Origin of the sequence: Clostridium sp. (assembly GCF_050717535.1) — a bacterium.
In the GTDB taxonomy this organism is placed as follows: Bacteria; Bacillota; Clostridia; order Clostridiales; family Clostridiaceae; genus Clostridium_AD.
The window spans coordinates 43,570-59,828 of sequence record NZ_JBOITM010000093.1 but is presented as its reverse complement, the minus strand read 5'-3'; the positions used below and the strand labels follow the sequence as shown (position 1 = coordinate 59,828).

At 30.4% G+C, this 16,259-nt stretch carries 15 protein-coding genes, 1 pseudogene and 1 riboswitch; of the genes and pseudogenes, 11 read left to right on the top strand and 5 right to left on the bottom strand.

The window, feature by feature from the left end:
* Positions 1-54 precede the first annotated feature (54 nt).
* The 5 genes and pseudogenes from ACREVU_RS20805 to ACREVU_RS20785 all read right to left on the bottom strand — a co-directional run bounded on the left by ACREVU_RS20805 (position 55) and on the right by ACREVU_RS20785 (position 5,910).
* Positions 55-447 (bottom strand): GerAB/ArcD/ProY family transporter, encoded by a 393-nt coding sequence (locus ACREVU_RS20805; protein ID WP_431553513.1) that lies wholly within the window; start codon positions 445-447, stop codon positions 55-57.
* Positions 440-1,923 (bottom strand): annotated as a pseudogene (locus ACREVU_RS20800) (spore germination protein). Before ACREVU_RS20800 ends, ACREVU_RS20805 begins: the two are co-directional and overlap by 8 nt.
* A gap of 180 nt (positions 1,924-2,103) precedes the next feature.
* Positions 2,104-3,939, bottom strand: a complete 1,836-nt coding sequence (locus ACREVU_RS20795) for an extracellular solute-binding protein (RefSeq protein ID WP_431553512.1) — start codon at positions 3,937-3,939, stop codon at positions 2,104-2,106.
* 2 nt (positions 3,940-3,941) lie between these two features.
* Entirely contained in the window at positions 3,942-4,811 is an 870-nt protein-coding gene (locus ACREVU_RS20790; RefSeq protein WP_431553511.1) for an ABC transporter permease, read from the bottom strand.
* A 13-nt stretch (positions 4,812-4,824) separates the two neighbouring features.
* Positions 4,825-5,910 (bottom strand): ABC transporter ATP-binding protein, encoded by a 1,086-nt coding sequence (locus ACREVU_RS20785; RefSeq protein WP_431553510.1) that lies wholly within the window; start codon positions 5,908-5,910, stop codon positions 4,825-4,827.
* 266 nt (positions 5,911-6,176) lie between these two features.
* A riboswitch (cobalamin riboswitch) is annotated at positions 6,177-6,357 on the top strand.
* A 162-nt stretch (positions 6,358-6,519) separates the two neighbouring features.
* On the opposite strand from ACREVU_RS20785, the gene cobU reads away from it, so the two are divergent.
* From cobU to ACREVU_RS20730, 11 genes are all read left to right on the top strand, one after another.
* Positions 6,520-7,080 carry a bifunctional adenosylcobinamide kinase/adenosylcobinamide-phosphate guanylyltransferase gene (gene cobU, locus ACREVU_RS20780; RefSeq protein ID WP_431553509.1) on the top strand — a complete coding sequence of 187 codons (561 nt, stop codon included), beginning with the start codon at positions 6,520-6,522 and terminating at the stop codon, positions 7,078-7,080.
* Positions 7,081-7,159: 79 nt separating this feature from the next.
* Entirely contained in the window at positions 7,160-8,104 is a 945-nt protein-coding gene (locus ACREVU_RS20775) for an ABC transporter substrate-binding protein (RefSeq protein WP_431553508.1), read from the top strand.
* Positions 8,105-8,120: 16 nt separating this feature from the next.
* Positions 8,121-9,173 (top strand): FecCD family ABC transporter permease, encoded by a 1,053-nt coding sequence (locus tag ACREVU_RS20770; protein WP_431553507.1) that lies wholly within the window; start codon positions 8,121-8,123, stop codon positions 9,171-9,173.
* Positions 9,174-9,938 (top strand): heme ABC transporter ATP-binding protein, encoded by a 765-nt coding sequence (locus tag ACREVU_RS20765; RefSeq protein WP_431553506.1) that lies wholly within the window; start codon positions 9,174-9,176, stop codon positions 9,936-9,938.
* A 242-nt stretch (positions 9,939-10,180) separates the two neighbouring features.
* Entirely contained in the window at positions 10,181-11,962 is a 1,782-nt protein-coding gene (locus ACREVU_RS20760; RefSeq protein WP_431553505.1) for a DAK2 domain-containing protein, read from the top strand.
* 90 nt (positions 11,963-12,052) lie between these two features.
* Positions 12,053-12,829, top strand: a complete 777-nt coding sequence (locus ACREVU_RS20755) for a DUF1295 domain-containing protein (protein WP_431553504.1) — start codon at positions 12,053-12,055, stop codon at positions 12,827-12,829.
* 93 nt (positions 12,830-12,922) lie between these two features.
* Entirely contained in the window at positions 12,923-13,261 is a 339-nt protein-coding gene (locus tag ACREVU_RS20750) for a DUF1475 family protein (RefSeq protein ID WP_431553503.1), read from the top strand.
* 38 nt (positions 13,262-13,299) lie between these two features.
* Complete coding sequence (locus tag ACREVU_RS20745) at positions 13,300-14,280, top strand: Rieske 2Fe-2S domain-containing protein (RefSeq protein WP_431553502.1); 981 nt, start codon at positions 13,300-13,302, stop codon at positions 14,278-14,280.
* A 116-nt stretch (positions 14,281-14,396) separates the two neighbouring features.
* Positions 14,397-14,789 (top strand): bacteriohemerythrin, encoded by a 393-nt coding sequence (locus tag ACREVU_RS20740; protein ID WP_431553501.1) that lies wholly within the window; start codon positions 14,397-14,399, stop codon positions 14,787-14,789.
* A gap of 335 nt (positions 14,790-15,124) precedes the next feature.
* Positions 15,125-15,532, top strand: a complete 408-nt coding sequence (nifU, locus tag ACREVU_RS20735) for a Fe-S cluster assembly scaffold protein NifU (protein ID WP_431553500.1) — start codon at positions 15,125-15,127, stop codon at positions 15,530-15,532.
* A gap of 181 nt (positions 15,533-15,713) precedes the next feature.
* Complete coding sequence (locus ACREVU_RS20730; protein WP_431553499.1) at positions 15,714-16,256, top strand: nucleoside-triphosphatase; 543 nt, start codon at positions 15,714-15,716, stop codon at positions 16,254-16,256.
* Positions 16,257-16,259 lie beyond the last annotated feature (3 nt).

The following is a 16,259-nucleotide window of genomic DNA, read 5'->3' as shown; positions in this document are numbered from 1 at the left end:
TCTAATTAGCAGAAGAACAAAAGTATTTCTTTTGTAGGAGAACATGTTAGACCATTAACTCGTAAGAGTTAAGGCTATGTTCGTTGAATCAGGAATCCCGTGACTTTTAGTCATGGGTAGTTCAATGCTTGAAGCAGCAATAACTAGTACTATATATACTAAAAATGAAAACATAAACAATAAATTCAAAATATTGCCTATTATTTTTTCAAAGTATAATTTGCTTAATTCCATAATATTATTATTAGGACGTCTTTTTATTATTATTCCGGAAACTAAGACAATATATAATGGATATACTCCACCTATTAGAGTAGAAATCCATCCATCTTGATGTGAAATGCTTACTACATCTACAGGGATGCTAGTGACACCCATACCAATAATACAACCAATTAATATAAAAAATAGCTGAGTAGAAGTTAGTAGTCTGTTTTTTTTATTCATCTTTCTTTTTCCTAAATTTATATCTGAAACTAGTTTGTCTTTTTTTATTTCTGTCTGAGATTACAGAGGGACGAGAATCCATTTTCCATAATGAAGCACGAATAAAAGTATCTTTTAAATCATTTTTATTAAATTCCAAATATGGAACACCGAAATTCTCTAAGGAAGATAAATGGAGAATAAGTAGAGTATAGCCTGTAGCAACACCCATTATTCCCATACTATTCGCTAAAAACAACATAGGAAATCTTAACACTCTTATAGAGATAGACATGTCAATTGAGGGTACTGCAAAAGAAGCAATAATTGTGATACCAATTACAAGAAGAGTAGTAGGGCTTACCATATTTGATTGTACTGCGGTATTTCCTATAATAATACCTCCAACTATACTTAAAGTTGAGGCTATTTTTGAAGGAAGCCGTAATCCACCTTCTCTTAAAATTTCAATTAGTATTTCTAGTATAAGTATTTCTATAAAAGGCGAAAGAGATATTCCTATTCTTGATTGTACCACTGGAACAACAAATTCAATAGGTATTAGTTCACCGTTATATTTAATTAGGGTTAGATAAATTGAGGGAAGTGTAATAACTAACAAAACTGATATAAATCTAAGGAGCCTTATTATATTTGCAGATATTGTTCTTTCGTTATAATCTTCAACGGTGTGAAAAAATTCAATAAATACAGAAGGAAGTGTTAATACAAATGGAGATCCATTTAAAATTACAGCTATTCTACCCTCCATAATGGCTGGAGTTACTCTATCTGGTCTCTCTGTGGACATACATATGGGAAAAATACTGTAGGGGTTTTCATCTATGAATTCTTGGAATGCTCCAATTCCAGTAACTAAATCTACGTCTATTGCATTTATTCTTTCTTTTAGATCGTCTAGAGCCTCTGTATTAACTAAATCTTTAATATAAACTAAAGCTAAATCCGTTTGTGATCGCACTCCGACAACAAATTTTTCAATGGAGAGGTTGGGATCTTTTATCATCCTCCTAAGCAAACTTATATTAACTTCTAAGTTTTCCACAAAACCATCTCTTGACCCCCTTAGGTTTCATTTAATGGGTCGCTTACTGCCCTAATTGCACCACCAGTGGTATCGATTAACACATAGTCTTCTATATTTTCAATTTGAAGTAGGGTATTTCCATTTTTAATATTCTTACAAACTTCTTCAGTTTTGCCCTTAATAAAAGAACAATCCGCAGTAATGTAATTACTGCACAAAAAATTTGCGGTGTCCATATTTAATTCTATGAAGTTGTTTATTTGAATCATTAGTGGATTAAGAATATCCCTATTAATAATATTTTTATCAACTAGACCATCAATATATATAATTGCACCTTGTATTGATGGATTTTTACCAATTGATATTCTCTTTACTTTAGTAGGAGTGGATGTTCCTAAGGCATTTATAATGGTATTTATTTTTGAATCAATTGTTTCAATTTTCATATATATCACCTTTATGGTATATTTTTACTGAATATAATGATTATTATAGTTTACCCATTAAAAAATATTATATGTAAATATCATTAAAAACCCATGTGATTTTCTTGAAACAACTGAAAAACCTATATAATAATAAAAGATAAAGCAGCTAGAATTTTATAAATTCTAGCTGCTTTATCTTTATTTAACTTCAGTCCATATCTTATCTAAATCTGTTACTGACTTTCCGATATCCTTTAAATACTCTCCTTTTTTCACAGCTTCTTCTGGTGGATAAACTGCCTTATCATCCAATACTTTTTTATCTATATATTTGTAAGCTGCGGTATTAGGATTCCCATAAGGAAAATTTCGAGAAATTTCAGCACTTATTTCTGGTTCCATTATAAAATTAATAAAAAGTTCTGCTGCTTTTATATTTTTCGCAGCTTTAGGAATTACAAAGTTGTCTTGTTGGAGGAATAGACCTTCCTTAGGTATTACATACTTTATGTTTGGATTTTCACGACTAGCCAAGTTTCCTTCTGCTCCCCAGGCAAATATTGCTTTTGACTCTCCATTAATAAGACTTGTTTTTGGACTATCACTGTCATAAGACTTAATATTAGGTTGAAGCTTTTTCAACTCAATTTTTGCCTTTTGAAGAGCCTGCGGACTAGTTTCATTTAGAGAATATCCTAACTTCTTTAGGGTTATCCCAATTATAACTCTTTCATCATCGAGTACGGTTAAAGAGTTTTTAAGTTCTGGCTTCCAAAGATCCTTATATCCCTTTATTGTCCCTTCAGGAATCTTTGAGCTATCGTAAGAGATTATTCCTGCAAGCCACATGTAGGGGACACTATATTTATTACCTTTATCAAAAGGTAGGTTTAAAAACTGTGGTCCGATATTGTTTAGATTTGTAAGACTATCTTTATTTATTTGCGTAAGAAGTCCTTGTTTACTTAATATTTCAACCATGAAATCACTGGCAACTGTTAAATCATAATTTCCACCACCCGCCATGAGTTTGGCTAGCATTTCTTCATTGGAAGAAAAAGTGCTATAATTTACTTTAATATTATAAGTTTGTTCAAATTTGTCAATAACAGATTGTGGTAAATATTCAGACCAGTTAAAAACATTTAGAACCTCCTTAGGCTGAGTATTGTTTTTAGAATAAGCAAATATTCCACCACCAATACTTGAAAAAACAAGGAAAATTGAGGTTAGTATAACGGTGATTTTTTTCATATTTATATTTACATTTCTAATTAAAAGTGCAAACCCGAGTACTATAACAGTTAATAATATTATTAATGTGGATAGAGCATTAATTTCCGGAGTAACCCCAAATTTCACCATGGAGAAAACTTTAAGTGGCAATGTCACACTTCCAGGTCCAGCTACAAAAAAACTGATTATTACATCATCAAGTGATAAGGTAAAGGCTAGTAGCCCACCTGCAATTACCCCTGGCATAATAATTGGATGGGTCACATAAAAAAAAGTTTTTAAGGGAGTTGCGCCAAGGTCCATTGCTACCTCTTCAACTGATTTATCGAAACCGTCAAGTCTTGTTTTAACTACTGCAACTACATATGCTATGCTAAAAGTTACATGAGCGATAATTAATGATACTTTTCCTAGTGGGATTTTAACAATGGAAAAGAAGACAAGGAGCGATATACCCATAACTATTTCAGGTATAACTAAGGGAACATAGAGTATTGCGTCAACTATTCTCTTTCCTCTAAACTTATATCTATACATTCCAATAGCAGCCAAGGTACCTATAATTACAGAAAGTATTGTACTTATTATAGCTATAATAAAGGAGTTTTTAACAGCCTCTAAGATCCCTGCATTATGGAGAAGGCTTTGATACCATTTAAAGGTGAAACCTGTCCAAACAACATTTAATTTTGATTGATTAAAGGAAAATGTGATAAGTACCATAATGGGTATATATAAAAACATGAATATTAAAAGTAAATATACAAATTTTATAGAAGCTATTTTTTTATTTTTCATCCTTATAAAACCTCCTTAGTTCCTTTAGTTCCTGATACTCTCGAGTTATATATAATAATTGAAATCATGAAAATTATTAAGATAACAGATATAGCACTACCAAAGGGCCAATCTCTTGCAGTAAGGAACTGATTTTTAATAAGATTACTCATAAGGATTACTTTACTTCCACCCATAAGATCGGTTATGAAGAAAAGGCCAAGAGTAGGAATGAAAACTAAAATTGAGCCAGATACAATTCCACTCATTGTAAGAGGAAGAGTAATCTTTATAAACTTATAAATTGGTGTTGCACCTAGATCTGAAGCAGCATCTAGTATTCTTTTGTCAAGTTTCTCTATGGAAGTATAAAGAGGAAGTACCATAAATGGAAACATCATATATAGCATACCAATCATAACCGCAGTGTTGTTATACATTAAATTAAGCGGTATATTTATTATATGCAAGTTTAGGAGTACAGTATTTATTATGCCTTCTGTTCTTAGTAATATAATCATTGCATAGGTTCTAACTAAAGAGTTGGTCCAAAATGGAAGGATTATAAGTAAAAGTAATAGGGGCTTAAATTTTTTATTAACATTTGCTATTATAAATGCAAAGGGATAGCCTAGAAGCAAACATAATACCGTGGTGTTAATAGCTATTAATATAGATTCCCCAAAAATATTAATGTAAAGAGGATTTAATATTTTTGTATAGTTGGATAAGGTAAACTTATATACTATATTCCCAACTTCTCCTCTAGTAGAAAAACTTACTATTACAATAAATAAAAGAGGTATAACGAAAAATCCAATCATCCATAGCATAGCAGGTAAAATTGTGGGAAAGTATTTTATAATTGCATTTCTATATTTATTAGTTTTCATTTATGACCTCCATTTATGCTTTAATTACAATAGTGTGATTTGGGTCCCATGTTATGAAGTACTCTTTGATCTCATCCGAGAATTTAAAATTTTGGCCTATAGGCTCATTAACTATAATTTCCTTACCATTTTTAGCTATCATAACAACTTTGATATTTGAACCTACATAAATCTGCTCCTTGAATTTGCATGAGAGCCAAACATCTCCCTCATCAAGGGTAGTTTTTATTCTAATTCTTTCAGGTCTAACAGAAACTATAAACTTATCTCCAAGCTTATAATTTAGGTTAGGTATTCTTATTATATCTTCTTCATGTTCAAGTTTAAGTAGAACTTCATCTTCTTTTAGCTTAAAGATTTCTCCCTCTAAGATGTTTGTTTCTCCTAAAAAATCAGCTACAAATTTAGTTTTAGGGTGTTCATAAAGTTCTTCCGGTGTTCCAATTTGCTCAATAATTCCATTGTTCATGACCACGATTCTATCAGACATAGTTAGTGCTTCTTCTTGATCATGGGTTACAAATACAAAGGTTATACCAAGAATTTTTTGGAGATGTTTTAGTTCTAATTGCATTTGCTTACGAAGTTTCAAATCAAGAGCACCTAGTGGTTCATCTAAAAGAAGAACCTTCGGATTATTTACTATAGCTCTTGCAATAGCAACACGTTGCATTTGGCCGCCACTTAGTTGCGATGGCTTCCTATTTTCATAACCCTCAAGTTGAACCATTTTCAACATCTCATTTATCTTATCTTTGATTTTACTCTTTGGCATCTTTTTCATTTTAAGACCAAAGGCTATATTATCATAGATATTCATATGAGGAAATAAGGCATAGTTTTGAAATACCGTGTTAACGCAACGAAGGTAAGGTGGCTTGTCTGTAATGTTTTCTCCATCGATTACTATTTCGCCACTTGTGGGTAATTCAAAACCTGCTATCATTCTTAAGGTAGTTGTTTTTCCACAACCACTTGGTCCAAGTAAGGTTAAAAACTCCCCTTGTCTAATACCAAGGTCTAAGTTTTTAATGATTGCCTCATCTTGATCAAAACTTTTACAAACATTTAACAATTGAACAAAAACATTTTTTGTCACACCGTAACAGCTCCTTTTTCATTATATATTTATAGTATAAAACTATATTAGAATTGTTGTGATTAATAATTATACATTATTTTGAATAATTATAACTTTAAAATAATAGCACAATAGTTTTTAAATATCAATAATTTTTATGTATGTTTTGTACAACATTTTACATTTAGGACCATGGTGGCAAAATAGATCTGGGTTATCTTCTTTCTGCTTTTTTTATTGCTTTAATGTTTTTTTGATGTTACAATAACTGTTGTAAATTATAAAATTAAATATTAGCAATAGGTGCCCTGTGACAAGGGTTAAAAGGGAAAGTGGTTAAAAACCACTGCAGCCCGCCGCTACTGTATTAGAGGATGAAATCCAGAAAACCATTGGGAAACTGAGAAGGTTGGAGAGTAAGATGATGCTAAAGCCAGTAAACCTGCCTAAGTGTTCAAGATTTTAGTCTTCGGAGGGAGGATGAAAAATGCTTAATTTAGCAATGACATTGGGTAATCCAATAGGTGAAAAAATTAATAGCATTACCACATCCATGAGATGTGGTTTATTTTTTTGTTGGACTTTTTTTACGTAGAGTTTTATCACTAAATTAGTAAGGAGTGTATTATGAAAAATATTGTACTTATAACAGGTGGTGCAAGGAGTGGTAAAAGTACCTACGCTGAGAAGTTAGCTAAAGAAGTTGATGGCGGAGTACTTTATATTGCTACTTCAATTCCATTTGATGATGAAATGAAGGATAGAGTTAAAAAGCATAAAGAAAGAAGGCCTTCGACTTGGCATACTTTTGAAGGCTATAAGAATTTAAAACAAGTGTTTTATAATAAAGAGATAAAATTTGATACGATTTTATTGGATTGTATAACAATAATGGTTACAAATCTTATGTTTGAAAGTTCCGGAGACAATTTTGATGATTTAAATAATGAGGAAATAGATACAATGGAAAGTGAAATTTTAAAAGAGGTATCTGATTTTATTTGCGAAGCTGAAAAAAGTTCAAAAACAATTATTATTGTAACTAACGAAATTGGATCGGGAATTGTTCCAGAATATAAGATGGCCCGGATTTTTCGCGATATTGCAGGAAGAGTAAATCAATATATCGCATCTAGAGCCCAAGAGGTTCACTTAGTGGTTTGTGGTATTCCTATTAAAATAAAATAATAATTAGAAAATTACAATTTATGGAGGCTAAACAATTCATAGTTGTGTAATGCCAATAAGAAATACTAGGAGGGAAATTATGTTTAAGAAGAAAAGTATAATAAGTATAGTTTTAGCTGTTTTAATTTGTGTTGTGTTTAGTTCCTGTGGTAATAAAGTTACGGAAAAGGCTGTGAGTACTACTAAAAAGGAAACAACGGCTGTGGTCTATCCACTAAAAGTTGTGGATTCATATAATAGAACCGTTACAATTGAAAGTGAACCTAAAAGGATTATTACAATTGCACCCAATATAACAGAGGGAGTATATGCCCTTGGTAAAGGTGAAAAATTAGTAGGTAGAAGCGATTATGATGACTATCCAAAAGAGGCACTTAAGGTAGCATCCGTTGGTAGTGTATTACAACCTAATATAGAAAAAATTGTTGAATTAAAGCCTGATGTAGTTATTGCATCAACTCATTTTGATAAGGCTGTTCTTAAAAAATTAGAAGCTCTTAATATAAAGGTTATTGTCCTTTACGGTGAAGAGAATTTTGCTGGTGTATATGACACAATGTCAAAGCTCGGCCAGGTTGTAAATGCTAGTGAAAAAGCACAGTCCATAATATCAGATATGAAAAAGAAAGTTACAGATATAACAAGTAAGGTAAAGGATGCTAAAAAATCAACAGTATATTATGTAGCAGGTTTTGGTAAAAGCGGTGATTTCACTGCAGGAAAAGATACATTTATAGGTAATATGATAGAGATGGCTGGCGGGACAAATGTTGCAGATGACGCAATTGGTTGGAAATACAGTGTAGAAAAGCTTATAGAAAAGGATCCTGATGTACTAATATGTTCTAAGTTCTTTGATTCTAAAAAAGGGATACAAGCAACTAATGGATACAAAGATTTGAAATCAGTCAAAAATGGTAAATTATTGGAAATTGATAGTAATATTGTAGATAGACAGGGACCAAGATCCGTAGAAGGGCTTGAAGCAATGGCTAAATTAATTCATCCTGAACTTTTCAAATAAAAGGGGTTGCACTACCATGACATTTATAGAAAATAAGAGTTATTATAAAAGAGTTTTTGCAGTAGGATTAGTTTTACTTGTAATTGCGATAATTGCCTCTGCGAATTTTGGTGTGGCAGATATTTCTTTTAAGCAGACAGCTTTAATTGTAATAAGTAAAATCCCAATATTAAATAACTTTGTATCTACGGAAGGAATTAAGGAAACATCTATAATCATATTATTAAATTTAAGACTTCCTAGAATACTTTTAGCTTGTTTAGTAGGAGCGGCACTTTCAGTTGTGGGAACTTCTTTTCAAGGAATTTTTAAGAATCCAATGGCAGACCCCTTTGTTCTGGGGGTTTCGTCAGGAGCAGCACTTGGAGCCACTATAGGCATGGTTTTTCTTAGTGAGACTCATTTTTTTGGAATGAGTTTGGTAGCATGTACTGCCTTTATAGGGGCTATAATAACTACTTTTTTAGTCTATAATATTGCGAGAGTTGGTACAAAAGTTCCAGTGGCCACACTACTTCTAGCAGGTATTGCAATAAATTATTTGTTATCTTCTATAATTTCATTAATGATGACCTTTAATAGCGATAATATTGAAAAAATAGTTATGTGGACTATGGGTAGTTTTTCTACAGCAGGATGGAATGAGGTTATTTTACTTTTTATAATAGTAGTTCCCTCGATTTTATTTATATTCACATTTTCAAGAGATCTGAATATTATGCTGCTTGGAGAAGATAGCGCAAGAAGTCTCGGTATAGATGTAAATGGATTTAAAAAGCATATATTTATAATAAGTACATTAATGGTGGCAGCAGTTGTATCTGTAAGTGGGATAATTGGATTTGTAGGTCTTATAGTGCCTCATGCTATTAGAATGATTTTTGGTTCTGATAATAGGGTGGTTATACCTTTTTCAGCACTTGGAGGAGCTATATTTCTAATTATTTGTGATACACTTGCAAGAGTGATAGTGCCTCCATCAGAAATACCAGTTGGAATTATTACCTCAATTTTTGGAGTTCCATTTTTTATATACCTATTATATAGAACAAAGAAGAAGGCGATTTAATTGATAGAAATAAATAACCTGTGTTTTTCCTTTGAAAAGGAAGTATTAAAGAATGTTAACATAAATATAGAAAAAGGGAAATTTTACACCATTTTAGGACCTAATGGATCAGGTAAAACTACTCTTTTAAGGATACTGTCAAAATCGCTACATATGGAAAAAGGTGAGATTTCAATTAATGGAGTGGATTTATACCAAATAAAAGCAAACATGCTTGCAAAAGAAATGTCTGTGGTACCACAAAGTACAGATATTGAATTTGATTTTTCAGTGCAAGATATAGTACTTATGGGAAGAACTCCTCACATTCCTAGATTCTGCTCAGAAAGTGAAAAAGACGTAGAAATAGCTATGACAGCTATGAAATGCACAAACACTTGGGATCTTAGAAATAAAAGCATAAATACACTTAGTGGTGGTGAAAGACAACGAGTAGTAGTGGCAAGAGCAATTGCTCAAGAAACAGAAATAATTCTTCTAGATGAACCTATATCTCACCTAGATATTCATCATCAAATTGAAATAATGAATCAATTGAAACAATTAAATCAAAATAAAAACATCACAATTATTGCAGTGCTACATGATTTAAACATAGCAGCTGCCTATGGGGATCATATGATACTAATGCATGATAGAAGTGTTTATAAAGCTGGACCTCCAGAGGAAGTATTAACAGAGGATATAATTAAAAAGGTTTATGGGTTAGATGTGTATATAACTAAAAATCCTAAAACTGGAAAGACTTTTATTATGCCTTTTTAGTATATTTTGGTGTTTACACTTTTTAGTATAAGTATAGCTGAAGATTTTAATCTTTAGCTATACTTATTTTTATTTCAATTCGTGTTAATAGTAACAGTTATTGATAATAATCGTAAAATTATTTTCTAAATGTGTATATTTAAATATAAAAATATGTTATGATTCTATTTAGTAGTAAAGATAAATATTATTTGTTAATAAATAGTATTCTTTGATAATAATATTTTAAGGAGTGTTTATATATGGAAGTAAATACTGTAAATGGAGAAGTATTATACAATGCATTTTTATCTGGTGTTATGCATGTAAGAAAACAAAAAAATGTACTTAATAAAATGAACGTTTTTCCTATTCCAGATGGGGATACGGGGAGCAATCTTATATCTACCATGAATTCTATAATTGAAGAAACAAAAGTTGAAAAATCTATTAAAGCTACTATTAATTCTATGGCAGATGCAGCATTAATTGGAGCCAGGGGAAATTCAGGAATAATTTTTGCTCAATTTATAAATGGGATTAATGAAGAAATAAATGCAACTGAAGTACTAACTATAGTAACTTTTGCTGAAGTGTTAAAGAGAGCAGTTCCTTATGCATATAGAGCTATTTTAAACCCTGTTGAAGGAACTATGATAACTGTTATAAGAGAGTGGTCAGAGGCAGTATATAGACTAAAGGATGTAACTAAAAATTTTGAGGAAATAATAACTAGTACTTTAGAGGATGCTAAAAAGTCTCTGGCAAACACACCAAATCTGCTTGAAATATTAAAAAAGCATTCTGTGGTAGATTCCGGCGCCAGTGGTTTTGTAAGTTTCCTTCAAGGAATTGTGAATTTTCTTAAAGATAAAAATATTATTAAATCAAAGCAACCTATAGAAGAAATAATATTTGAAGAGGAAAGTTACAATTTTACGGAAGAAATAACCTATAGATATTGTACCGAAGCGCTAATTTCAAATGAAAATATTAATACAGATGAATTAAAAAATGAAATAAAACACTTAGGAGATTCATTAATTGTTGCAGGAAATTCAAAAAAAATAAGAATACACATTCATACTAACAAGCCAGATGAATTATTTTATATTTTAAGAAGTAAAGGTAAAATAGTTCAGCAAAAAGTTGATGATATGAAAAAGCAGTATGAAGTGGTGCATAATAGGATAAATAAAACAGCCATATTAACAGATTCCATAGCTGATTTGCCAACAGAACTTATTGAAAAATATCAAATACATGTTATACCACTAAATTTAATTATTGAAGATAGTCCATATTTGGACAAACTAACTATAAAACCAAATAAGTTTTATTCAATGATTGATAATCTAAAAGAGTATCCAACAAGTTCACAACCAACAACAAAAAGTGTAGAGAATGTATTTTCTTTTTTAACTAGCCATTATGAATCAATAATAACAATTATAGTTTCCAAAGAAATGAGCGGAACGTTTAATGTAGTCCAAAAGGCTGCACAAAAATTTATACAAGAAGGAAAGAAAATAACTGTAATCAATTCTAAATTAAATTCTGGTGCGCAAGGTCTATTAGTTTTAGAAGCAGCAAAGTTATTAGAAGATGGAAAAAATCATGAAGAAGTTGTGAAGCTAATAAAAAATACTATTAAAAAAGCTAAAATATATGTTAGTGTTAACAATTTTAAATATATGGTAAGGGGCGGAAGAGTTTCAGCAATGAAAGGATTTATAGGAAAGGTTTTGAATTTAAAATCAATAGTTTCAATAGATGAGAATGGAAAAGGAATTGCTTTTGGTAAAACCTTTAGTTCAAAAGCAAATATAAAAAAAATATTAGATATAGTAAAAAGTGCAAATGAAAAAAATAAAATAATATCTTATAGTGTAGTTCACGCTAATGCGAGTGTAAAGGCTAGTGAATTAAGTCTGAAATTAACAGAAAGTTTAGGACAACCACCAGAATATATTACAGAAATTTCACCGGTTGTTGGATTAAATGCAGGTATTGGTGCAATTGCTGTATCATTTATAACTCTATAGTATATAAAACCATAGGTTCTCAGTACTGTAAGGACTACAGCACATGCAGCGCTGAGCAATGTTAAAATGCAAAACACAAGGGGGTTTATTATGAATTTATATTTTCAAAGTATAGGAGTAGTTTTTATTTACATGACTATTTTTTTTATTATTGCTCAGATTGTTAAAAACAATTCCATAGTTGATATGGGATGGGGTCTGGGGTTTGTGATAATAGCAACATATACATTACTTGCTTCTGGAAATCACAATCCTAGGTCTATTATAATTACAGGCTTAGTTTCTGTCTGGGGTCTGAGACTATTTTATCATATATTAAAAAGAAACTTAGGAAAACCAGAAGATTTTAGATATGTTTCCATGAGAAAATCATGGGGCAAATGGGTAGTACCAACAGCATTTTTAAGAGTGTTTATGCTTCAGGGAGCTCTTATGCTTGTAATAGCATATCCTATTATAATGAATAATTCTACGAGTAAAGGAAGCTTAGGCTTGCTTGAAATTATGGGGATAGCAATTTGGATAGTTGGATTTATTTTTGAAGCTATAGGAGATAAGCAGCTAAAAGACTTCATTGCAAATAAGAAAAATAAGGGTCATATTATGAAAGCGGGACTTTGGAAATATACCAGGCATCCGAATTATTTTGGAGAAGCTACAATGTGGTGGGGTATATTTATAATTAGTTTATCATCACAAAGTGGAATAGTTGGCATAATTAGCCCTATAGTTATAACTTTGTTATTGCTCTACGTTTCTGGTGTGCCAATGCTTGAAAAACATTATCAAGATAACAAGGAATTTCAGGCCTATTCAAAGTATACAAGTATATTTATACCTATGCTTCCTAAAAAAATTTCTAAATAAATTAAAAATATATAGAAGAGGGGGGAATACTGGTTTTTAAATGTATATATATGCTAACATATATATATACATTTAAAAAATCAGGATGAATTTATGAAAATCGGAAAAATATTATCGTTTATTGGTTTTTTATTAATGCTTGGAATGCTTATATATGGTTTTATTATTGGTAGTTTTACTGGTGAAGGTAAAATATTATTAGGAATGCCCTGGGGACAAATATCTCTTGTAGATATCTATATTGAATTTATTATAGTGTGCTCTTGGATAGTTCATAGAGAGAAGAATATTATTAAATCTATAGTTTGGGTTTTATTAGTTTTGACTTTAGGAAGTATGATGATTTGTTTATATATTTTCTTAGCCTTTAATAGTAGTAATGGAAACTGGGAAAGGTTTTGGCATAAAAATAGAATTAACTATTTAAGTTAAACGAAATAAAATTTTTGAAAATGAAAGGAAGCCACAATATGATTAGGAATCAATGGTATGGTATATTAGATTCAAAAGATGTAAAAAGTAAAAAGCCAATAGGTGTTACAAGACTTGGTGAAAAATTGTTTTTTTGGAGAAGTGAAAATGGTAAAGTAAATTGTATTTTTGATAAATGCTGTCATAGAGGGGCATCTTTAAGTGCAGGTAAAGTCATTCATGACAAAATCACTTGCCCTTTTCATGGATTTCAATATGATGCTTCTGGAAAAGTGACTTTAATACCAGCCAATGGTAAGAATACTCCTATACCAGAAAGGTTTAAGGTTAATGCTTATCAAGTAAAAGAAAAATATGGTTTGATTTGGTTATGGTTTGGAGAATTCACCGATGAGTTACCAGAAATCCCTTTTTTCAAAGAGTTAAGGGAAGGTTTCTCCTATGGAGGATTTTCTGAGATGTGGCCAGTTCATTACACTAGAGCTATTGAAAATCAATTAGATGTGGTCCACTTACCCTTTGTGCATACCTCCTCTATAGGTAGGGGGAATAAAACACTAGTAAATGGTCCTGTAGTTAAATGGAAAGAAAATTTAATGACCTTTTATGTGAATAACATAGTGGATGATGGTAAAGTACAGCCATTAAAAGCAAATGAGATTAAAAATTTTGAAAAATTGTTTAGTCTTCAGTTTCAAATGCCAAATCTATGGCAAAATGTTATTAGTGCTGATCTTAGAATAGTAGCAATTTTTGTACCTATTGATGATGAACACACACAAATTTATCTCAGGTTCTATCAGAAATTCATGAATATTCCAGTATTGAAACAATTAGTTAACAAAATGAGTAATATTAGTAATAAATATATTCTTCATCAAGATAGAAGGGTTGTTTTAACACAAATCCCTAAAAAAACTGAGTTTAAAATGAATGAAAATCTTATTCAAGGAGATGCTCCTATTATGGAATATCGTAAGAAGAGGGCATTTTTAAAAGGAGAAGTAGAAAATAAGTAAAATTAAAAAACAAAAATATAGAATAACATGGTAATTTATATTGTAAAATAAATTTAAAAAAAGTATGATATAATTGTTATGTTAAATTTAAACAACTATAGGGGGGAATTTTATAAATGTTTGAGATGAAAGAAAAATACAAAACAGGAATTACATTTATTGATGAAGAACATAAAAAACTTTTCGAAATAGCAGAAAAAGCTTATCAATTGCTAAAAAATCCATATGAGGTGGATAAATACGATAATATAGTGGAAGTAATTGAAGAACTAAGAGATTATACAGTTTATCATTTTAAAGATGAAGAAAAATATATGGAGAGTATAAATTACAAAAGATTATTTACTCAAAAAATTGATCATGCAAATTTTATAGAAAAATTATATGAAGTTAATTTAAGCAAAGTTGATGAAAATCCAGACGAAGCTATTATGAAAATACTAACTTTTTTAAATGACTGGCTGATTAATCATATATTAGAGAAAGATGTACTTATAGCTGCAAAATAAAATTATTGGATAATTAAATATTATCTATAAAAAAGAGAATCAATATGGTCCAGCTAAAGCAATTGGATATTGTGAATAAATCACAAGTGTTTGCATTATTTTTGGATAGGTAAAAAACACCTTTAGACCGTTTTTTTTTCGTTAATATTTTTTTTCTTAACAAGTAAGAAAGATTTTTTTATATTTAATTTATATAATCTAAGGAGGACGTAAAAAAATGATTAGCATTTGACAATAACTAAATAGGGTAGTATTATATATAAGATTGTTAAATGCCCATATATGTACAAAAAATACGCATGTATTAAATTATATTTTTACGAGGGGGGTATTATATGTATAGTGATAAGGTAATGGAACATTTTATGAATCCAAGAAATGTTGGAGAAATTAAAGATGCTGATGGAATAGGTGAAGTTGGTAATGCACAGTGTGGGGATATAATGAAAATATTTATTAAGGTAGAAAACAATATAATATTAGATGCAAAATTTTTGATATTTGGATGTGGATCTGCTGTAGCATCAAGTAGCATGGCAACAGAGCTTGTTAAGAAAAAGACTCTTGAAGAAGCTTGGAAAATTACAAACAAAACCGTTGCAGATTCATTAGATGGACTTCCAAAAATTAAAATGCATTGTTCAGTTCTAGCAGAAGAAGTAATTCATGCTGCAATCAATGATTATAGGGTTAAGCAAGGATTGGAACCTTGGACTGATGATTTTGCAGGTACAAGCCGTTAGTATGATACAAAACAATTTACACAATAGAATAAATTACCTTATAGTTAAAGTGATATGTCTTTTCTTCTAGTAACAGATTTTTATTATTTAATCTGTCTACTTTAATGGGGAGCATATCAGAGTCTATACTATAGGGTATTTTTATTTATAATAGAAAAACATAAAGAAAGAGGGGGAGAACGTGGGCTATAAAAATATCTTCTTAACGGGAGCCATTCAGGTTGGAAAATCTACTGCTATATCTAGGTTTTTAGTGAAATATATTCCTAAAAGCAATATAATAGCAGGTTTCAAAACAAAATCATTTTATGAAAATGGAGTTTTGAGTGGATATTATATTGAGAGTCAGATGAATACTATGATTTCTAATATTTCAGAAAATATTGTGGGTATTAATGCTAAGGGTGAAGGAAAAAAATGTTGCTTGGGAATTCCAGAAGTATTTGAAAAAAAAGGTGTAGAAATATTAAGTGAATCATTAAAAGTACCCAATTCTTTTATACTGATGGATGAACTTGGATTTTTCGAAAAAGATGCATTACAATTTATAAAACAGGTACATAAGACGCTTGATAGTACACATATGGTGTTAGGTGTTTTAAAAGAAAAAGAAAATGATTTTTTAAAGTCTATTTCTATTAGGGAGGACGTAAAAGTAATTAGGGTTACCCTAGAAAATAGAGAAGAAATTGTAAACGAAATCAATAAATATTATGAGGAGTGATTT

Excerpts from the sequence above, each read along its gene's own strand:
- ACREVU_RS20745 (WP_431553502.1), top strand. The coding sequence starts at position 13,300 with ATGATTAGGAATCAATGGTATGGTATATTAGATTCAAAAGATGTAAAA.
- ACREVU_RS20805 (WP_431553513.1), bottom strand. The coding sequence starts at position 447 with ATGAATAAAAAAAACAGACTACTAACTTCTACTCAGCTATTTTTTATA.
- ACREVU_RS20770 (WP_431553507.1), top strand. The coding sequence starts at position 8,121 with ATGACATTTATAGAAAATAAGAGTTATTATAAAAGAGTTTTTGCAGTA.
- nifU (WP_431553500.1), top strand. The coding sequence starts at position 15,125 with ATGTATAGTGATAAGGTAATGGAACATTTTATGAATCCAAGAAATGTT.
- cobU (WP_431553509.1), top strand. The coding sequence starts at position 6,520 with ATGAAAAATATTGTACTTATAACAGGTGGTGCAAGGAGTGGTAAAAGT.
- ACREVU_RS20740 (WP_431553501.1), top strand. The coding sequence starts at position 14,397 with ATGTTTGAGATGAAAGAAAAATACAAAACAGGAATTACATTTATTGAT.
- ACREVU_RS20760 (WP_431553505.1), top strand. The coding sequence starts at position 10,181 with ATGGAAGTAAATACTGTAAATGGAGAAGTATTATACAATGCATTTTTA.
- ACREVU_RS20790 (WP_431553511.1), bottom strand. The coding sequence starts at position 4,811 with ATGAAAACTAATAAATATAGAAATGCAATTATAAAATACTTTCCCACA.
- ACREVU_RS20775 (WP_431553508.1), top strand. The coding sequence starts at position 7,160 with ATGTTTAAGAAGAAAAGTATAATAAGTATAGTTTTAGCTGTTTTAATT.
- ACREVU_RS20750 (WP_431553503.1), top strand. The coding sequence starts at position 12,923 with ATGAAAATCGGAAAAATATTATCGTTTATTGGTTTTTTATTAATGCTT.
- ACREVU_RS20755 (WP_431553504.1), top strand. The coding sequence starts at position 12,053 with ATGAATTTATATTTTCAAAGTATAGGAGTAGTTTTTATTTACATGACT.
- ACREVU_RS20795 (WP_431553512.1), bottom strand. The coding sequence starts at position 3,939 with ATGAAAAATAAAAAAATAGCTTCTATAAAATTTGTATATTTACTTTTA.